The 5,693-nt window shown below is 71.4% G+C and carries 6 protein-coding genes; 3 read left to right on the plus strand and 3 right to left on the minus strand.

Annotation, left to right across the window (positions count from 1 at the left end; translation table 11 throughout):
- Positions 1-235 precede the first annotated feature (235 nt).
- The 3 genes from FNH05_RS30510 to FNH05_RS30520 form a co-directional block, all read right to left on the minus strand.
- Positions 236-904: a response regulator gene (locus tag FNH05_RS30510; protein WP_144592313.1), complete on the minus strand. Its 669-nt coding sequence runs from the start codon at positions 902-904 to the stop codon at positions 236-238.
- Positions 905-911: 7 nt separating this feature from the next.
- A complete protein-coding gene (locus FNH05_RS30515; protein ID WP_144592318.1) occupies positions 912-1,979 on the minus strand; it encodes a sensor histidine kinase in 1,068 nt (355 codons plus the stop codon).
- 118 nt (positions 1,980-2,097) lie between these two features.
- The gene (locus FNH05_RS30520) at positions 2,098-2,961 is read right to left on the minus strand and encodes a helix-turn-helix transcriptional regulator (protein ID WP_144592314.1); all 864 of its coding nucleotides are present in this window, start codon (positions 2,959-2,961) and stop codon (positions 2,098-2,100) included.
- A gap of 102 nt (positions 2,962-3,063) precedes the next feature.
- On the opposite strand from FNH05_RS30520, the gene FNH05_RS30525 reads away from it, so the two are divergent.
- From FNH05_RS30525 to FNH05_RS30535, 3 genes are all read left to right on the plus strand, one after another.
- On the plus strand, positions 3,064-4,476 hold the full coding sequence (locus FNH05_RS30525; protein ID WP_144592315.1) for an MFS transporter: 1,413 nt from the start codon (positions 3,064-3,066) through the stop codon (positions 4,474-4,476).
- A 52-nt stretch (positions 4,477-4,528) separates the two neighbouring features.
- A complete protein-coding gene (locus FNH05_RS30530) occupies positions 4,529-5,053 on the plus strand; it encodes an RNA polymerase sigma factor (RefSeq protein WP_144592316.1) in 525 nt (174 codons plus the stop codon).
- The coding region (locus FNH05_RS30535; RefSeq protein ID WP_144592317.1) for a VOC family protein at positions 5,046-5,693 on the plus strand (648 nt) is incomplete at its 3' end. The genes FNH05_RS30530 and FNH05_RS30535, both read left to right, overlap by 8 nt.

Below are 5,693 nucleotides of genomic sequence, written 5' to 3' on the forward strand. Positions count from 1 at the left end.
GACGGGGCCGGGGCGGGGGTCACACTTCGGTGGCTTTTCTCCCCGGCACCCCGACCGGCTCCCCCCTTCGCGCGTCTTCCGGACAGAGGATCACGTGCGAAGGGAGGTACGACATGTGGATGGGCATCGGCCTGGCCGGCCTCGCCGGGACCGTGTTCCTCGTGCGGATAACCTGGCAACTCCTCCGCAGCCGCTAGGGCTTTTTCGGAAGTCCCCGACGCCGCCGAGAAGCGGACTACGTGTTGCGGGGTTTGACCAGGCCGGATTCGTAGGCCAGGACCACCAGCTGGGCGCGGTCGCGGGCACCGACCTTGGTCATGATGCGGCTGACGTGGGTGCGGGCGGTGGCGGCGGAGATGACCAGCTGCGCGGCGATCTCGTCGTTCGACAGGCCGCCGGCGACGAGGCCGAGCACCTCGCGTTCACGTTCGGTGATCTGCTCCACGGCCCGCGCGTCGACCCGCCGGTTCTCCGGCCTGGCGACGAACTCCGAGATCAGCCGCCGGGTGACGGTGGGTGCGAGCAGCGCTTCCCCGGCCGCCACGATGCGCAGCGCGCGCAGCAGTTCGACCGGCTCCGTGTCCTTGAGCAGGAATCCGCTCGCCCCGGCTCGTAACGCTTCGTAGACGTAGGCGTCGATGTCGAAGGTGGTAAGCACGAGCACCCTCACCGCGGCCAGTTGCTCGTCGGCGGTGATGCGGCGGGTGGCTTCGAGCCCGTCGACACCGGGCATCCGGATGTCCATCACCACCACGTCCGGCCGGTGCCGCCGCGCCAGTTCGACGGCATTGGCGCCGTCACCGGCCTCGCCGCAGACCTCGAACCCCTCCTCGGTTTCCAGCAGGACGCGGAACCCGGCGCGCACCAGCGCCTGGTCATCGGCCAGCACCACGCGGATCGGCATTCGCCCCTCAATCCCCCTCGGTCCGCTCCTCGACGGGCAGCAGCGCCCGTACCTCGAATCCGCCGTCGACGGGGCCCGCGGTCAGGTCTCCGCCGAGCGCCGTCGCCCGCTCGCCCATACCCCGCAACCCGTTGCCCGGCTTGGGCTCGGTCGCACCGCGGCCGTCGTCCCGTACCACGAGTTCCAGCGTGCCGCCCCGCCGCGCGAACGTCACCCGGACCTGACCCGGCTGGTTCGCGTGCCGCACCACGTTCGTCAGGGATTCCTGCAGGATCCGGTAAGCGGCCCCGTCCACGGGCGCGGGGAGCTCCCCGGGAGATCCGTGCACCTGGACGTCCAGACCGGTGGCACGGGTGTGGTCGAGCAGTTCGTCGAGCTGGCGCAGGCTCGGCGCCGGGCCGAGCCCCTGTCCGGAGCGCAGGACCGCGACGGTGGCGCGCAGGTCGGCCAGTGCGGCGGCGCTCGCCTCCTTGATCGCCCGCAGGGCCTCGATCGCCTGTTCGGGACGGCGGTCGGCGACGTGCGCCGCCACCCCGGCCTGCACGTTGATCATGGCCAGGCTGTGGGCCACCACGTCGTGCACCTCGCGGGCGATCCGCAGCCGCTCCGACTCGGCCAGGCGCTCCCGGTGTTCGGCGGTGCGCTCGCGGGCCGCCTGGATCGCCGCGACCCGGTTGCGCACAGCCGTCCCGATGCCCAGCACTGCCGCCAGCCACGCGATGACCAGCGCGGCGCGCGCGTCGAAGAGAGCGCTTGCATTCACGATCAGATGCGCCAGGAACGGCACGGCCAGTGCCACGGTCCCGGCGATACCGGCCACCACCGGCCCCCGCACCCTGGTCAGTGTGAACAGCGCGACGGTGGGCAGTAGCATCGCGGGCCCGCTCGGGTAGGCCGACCAGTAGTAGGCGAAGGTCAGCCCGGCGACGACGAGGAACACCGGGAGCGGGAACCGCCGCGACACCAGCAACGGCAGGGCGGCGGTCACCAGCCAGGCGTAGCCGAGCGGGTCGAGCGGATGCCGGGCGTGCTGGAAATGCCCCGCCGCGGTCGTCACGCCGAGGACCAGCGCCATCGGCACGACCGTCAGCAGGACATCGCACGGGGCCGGCACCCGCCCGTTTCCTCGCCACACGCCTGAAAAGCTACGGCACTCCGGCCCGGTGCGCGTCCGTCCGAAAGCGGCCGTCCGATTACGTCCCCGGCGTTAGGTCCAGGCAGCGCAGCTTCGCTTCGGTTTCCGCGTCGGCGGGGGTGTAGGTGGTCAGCCGGATCTCGGAGCGGCGACCGAACCACAGGTGCGTGTAGTCGAAGCTGAGCAGACCGGCCTCGGGGTGCAGGAAGTGCTTGCTGAGATTGCGCATCGGCTGCACGTCGTGCTGCTCCCACGCCCGCGCGAACAGCGGCGATTCCTCACGCAGCCGTTTGACCAGCTTCTTGAAACTCGGCTCCCCCACGTGCTCGGCCATCACGGCCCGGAACTGCGCCACCGACCGCGCCACGCCGTCCTCCCAGCCGGGCAGCCGCGCGTGCCACTTCGGGTTCGTGCACAGCTGCAGCAGCGAGTTGCGCTCCTCGAACGGCAGTTCGTCGACCTCGAACAGCCAGTTGTGGGCGCGGTTGTAGGCGAGGATGTCGGTGCGGCCGTTGTACGCGGCGGCGGGGAACGGATCGAGCTTGTCGAGCATCGCGCGGATGCCGGGCGAGACGGCCTTGCACTCCTTGGCCACGACCGGCTCGCCCAGCCCGGCGAGGGTGAACAGGTGGGAGCGCTCGTACGGGTCGAGCCGCAGAGTGGTCGCGATGGCCTCGAGTACCTGTTCGGAAGCGTTGATGTCGCGGCCCTGTTCGAGCCACGTGTACCAGGTGACGCCGACCCCGGCGAGCTGCGCGACCTCTTCGCGGCGCAATCCCGGGGTGCGCCGGCGGCCGAAGGACGGGAGGCCGACCTGTTCGGGGGTGATGCGCTCGCGGCGGCTGCGCAGGAACGCGGCGAGTTCCCGGCGGCGGATGACGTCGGGCCGCTCCGGTGCGGCGGTGGTCAGGGTGCCGGTCATGATGACACTGTCGCACACCGCCGAGACGGTTACCAGGTAGTGCCGATACCTGGATAAGCAGGCTCCTGGTACCAGGTTGGACGGCGCCCGAACCTGGTACTCATGACGACCACCACCACCCTCGCGGCGCCGGCGACTCCGGCGTTGAGCCGGGCCGGGCTGGCCACGGTGCTCCTGGGTGCCGCACTCGCCCCGATCGACATGTTCATCGTCAACGTCGCGCTGCCGACCATCCACAGCGATCTGAAGACCTCCACCACCGCACTCGAATGGATCGTCGCCGGGTACGCCATCGCCTACGCACTGCTGCTCGTCGTGGGCGGGCGGCTCGGCGACGTGTTCGGCCGCCGCCGCCTGTTCACCGCCGGGTTGGCCGCGTTCACCCTCACCTCGCTGGTGTGCGGGCTGGCGCCGGACGCGACCGTGCTCGTGGCGGCCAGGGTGGCGCAGGGTGGCGCCGCGGCCATGATGGTGCCGCAGGTCCTGTCGATCATCCAGGCCACCACCTCGGGTGAGCAGCGGGCCCGGACCCTGGGCTACTACGGCGCCACCGGCGGGATCGCGATGGTGATCGGCCAGCTGTTCGGCGGGGTCCTGGTGTCGGCGGACATCGGCGGCACCAGCTGGCGGCCGGTCTTCCTGGTCAACGTGCCGATCGGGCTGCTGGGACTGCTGCTGGCCCGGCGGACGCTGCCCGAGACCCGTGCCACCGACCCGGTGGGGGTGGACCGCGCCGGCACCGCGCTGCTCGGCCTCACACTGCTCACCCTGCTGGTCCCGCTGATGGAGGGCCGGACGCTCGGCTGGCCGCTGTGGTGCTGGCTGCTGCTCGCCGCCTTCCCGTTCGCCGCGACCGCGTTCGTGAGAGCGGAACGCCGGATGGAACAGGCCGGTGGCGCGCCGCTGCTCCCGATGTCGGTGCTGCGCGTGCCGAGCATGCGCCACGGCCTTGGCATCGCCATCCCGTTCTTCACCTCGTTCGGCGGCTTCATGTTCGTCTACGCGCTGACCCTGCAGGACGGCCTGCACCTCGGCCCGCTCGGTTCCGGCCTCGCCCTGACCCCGCTCGCGCTGGCCTTCCTGGTCACCTCGCTGAGCAGTAGCAGGCTGGTGCGGCGGTACGGGCACCGCGTCGTCATCCTGGGCACGACCGTTCAACTGCTCGGTCTGCTCACCCTGCTCGCGACCGTGCTGATGGCGTGGCCGAACCTCGACGTCGCCGATCTCGCGCCGGGCACCCTGCTCTGCGGGGCGGGCCAGGGCCTGACCGCGCCGACCATGTTCCGGCTGATCCTCTCGCGGGTGCCCGCGGCGAGCGCGGGGGTGGGCAGCGGGGTGCTGACCACCACGCAGCAGACCTCGCTGGCGCTCGGTGTGGCTACTCTCGGCAGCCTGTTCGCCAGTCTCGCCACCGGTGGGCTGGAGGGCGCGCTGCTCACCGTCACCGGGGTGCAGGCACTGCTGATCGCCGGGATCGCGCTGGCCGCGAACCGGCTGCCCGACCCCCGCGCGTGAAAAATCCGGGCAAACCCGTCGGAGCGGTGGCCTCCCGGACGACGATGGGGATGTGAGCGAACCGCGGGTGCAACCGGACCCGGCCTTCGAACTGCTCGGTCTGTACGAGACCGCGCTGCCGGAGGTCTACGGGTACCTGCTGTCGCGGTGCGGGAACCCGACCGTCGCCGAGGAGCTCACCTCGGAGACCTTCCTCGGTGCGGTCACCGCCTGCCGACGGCCGGAGGCACCGCCGGTCAGCACCGCCTGGCTGATCGGAGTGGCCCGGCACAAGCTGGCCGACCACTGGCGCCGCAGGGAACGCGAGGAGCGCGGGTTGCGGCTCGTCCACGAGCAGGAGGTCGAGACCACCGATCCCTGGGACGGGCAACTGGACGCGCTGATGGCCAGACAGGTGCTCGACGAACTGGGTGCCCATCACCGGAGTGCACTGGTCCTGCGCTATGTGGACGGACTGGGAGTTCCGGAGGTGGCCCGCCTGCTCGGGCGCACCGTGCACGCCACGGAGGCGCTGCTGGTGCGGGCCAGGTCCGCGTTCCGCGCGGCTTACCGGGAAAAGGAGGGCAGTGATGGCTGATCCGTTCGCCGACCTCCATGCCCTCCTCGGGCAGGCCCGGCCGATCGAGCCCGATCCCCGGTTCGCCACCGGACTGCGGGAGCGGTTACGCCGCGCCGTGCTGCAAGGAGAACCGGAAGGAGCACGAGGAATGACCACGACCGAAACGCCGGCGAGGGCCGAAGTGCGCTCCCTGACCCCGTACCTGGCGGTGCCCGATGCCCGGCACGCACTGGACTTCTACGTCGAAGTGTTCGGCGCGACCCGCCGTGGCGATCCGATCGTCATGCCCGACGGCACGATCGGGCACGCCGAACTGGCGATCGGCGATGCCGTGCTGATGCTGGCCGACGAGGCACCGGAGATCGGGCACCGGGCCGCGCCCGCCGGCGCCTCGATCCGCATCGAACTGTCCGATGTGGACGATGCGGTGGCGCGGGCGGTGGCACGGGGTGCCGAGGTGCTGCGACCGGTCCAGGACAGCGGATACGGCCGCAGCGGGGCGCTGCGCGACCCGTTCGGCCAGCGGTGGATCGTCGCCCAGGCCCCGGCACGGACGCCCGCTGGCGAAACCGGGCCCCGGCACGGGGAAGCCAACTACTTCACCTTCCAGGTACCGGATGCCGAACTGGCCAAGACCTTCTACGGCGGGGTGCTGGGC

The organism is Amycolatopsis rhizosphaerae, from assembly GCF_007713715.1.
In the GTDB taxonomy this organism is placed as follows: Bacteria; Actinomycetota; Actinomycetes; order Mycobacteriales; family Pseudonocardiaceae; genus Amycolatopsis_E; species Amycolatopsis_E rhizosphaerae.

Bases quoted from the DNA above. Each gene is read 5' to 3' on its own strand.
- FNH05_RS30525 (WP_144592315.1), top strand. From the start codon at position 3,064: ATGACGACCACCACCACCCTCGCGGCGCCGGCGACTCCGGCGTTGAGC.
- FNH05_RS30510 (WP_144592313.1), bottom strand. From the start codon at position 904: ATGCCGATCCGCGTGGTGCTGGCCGATGACCAGGCGCTGGTGCGCGCC.
- FNH05_RS30520 (WP_144592314.1), bottom strand. From the start codon at position 2,961: ATGACCGGCACCCTGACCACCGCCGCACCGGAGCGGCCCGACGTCATC.
- FNH05_RS30515 (WP_144592318.1), bottom strand. From the start codon at position 1,979: ATGGCGCTGGTCCTCGGCGTGACGACCGCGGCGGGGCATTTCCAGCAC.